The organism is Mycolicibacter acidiphilus (assembly GCF_018455725.1).
Classification (GTDB): domain Bacteria; phylum Actinomycetota; class Actinomycetes; order Mycobacteriales; family Mycobacteriaceae; genus Mycobacterium; species Mycobacterium acidiphilum.
This window is the reverse complement of record NZ_JAHCLR010000149.1, coordinates 1-399: the sequence shown is the minus strand read 5'-3', so window position 1 is coordinate 399 and position 399 is coordinate 1. Positions and strand designations below refer to the sequence as shown.

Annotated in this window: 1 protein-coding gene; it reads right to left on the bottom strand. The window is 82.2% G+C overall.

Going from position 1 to position 399, the window contains the following annotated elements:
- A partial coding sequence (locus KIH27_RS23400; protein ID WP_214095105.1) for a hypothetical protein occupies positions 1-399 on the bottom strand: 399 nt, incomplete at both ends.

Genomic DNA, 399 nt, shown 5'->3' with positions numbered 1-399 from the left:
GGTTCCGGTCGCGTTGCCGGCCGCGCCGCCCGCACCGCCGTTGCCGCCGACGCCGCCCTGGCCGCCCTGACCGCCGTTGCCGCCATCACCGCCGGCGCCGTCGTTGACGCCCTGCACGCCGGTGACACCGGTCGCGCCCTGACCGCCCTGGCCGCCCCAGCCGCCGAAGCCACCGGCCCCGCCGGCGCCGCCGTTGCCGGAGACGGTGCCGCCGAGGCCACCGGCCCCGCCGTTGCCGCCGTCGCCGCCGGTCGCACCGTTGCCGCCGTTGGCGCCGGGGACCGCACCGGTCGTGCCAGTGGCGGCCAGACCGCCGGTGCCGCCGCCACCGCCGCGCCCGCCGTTGCCGATGTCCGCGGCGTTGCCGCCCGCGCCGCCGTTGCCGCCGGTGCCGGCGAC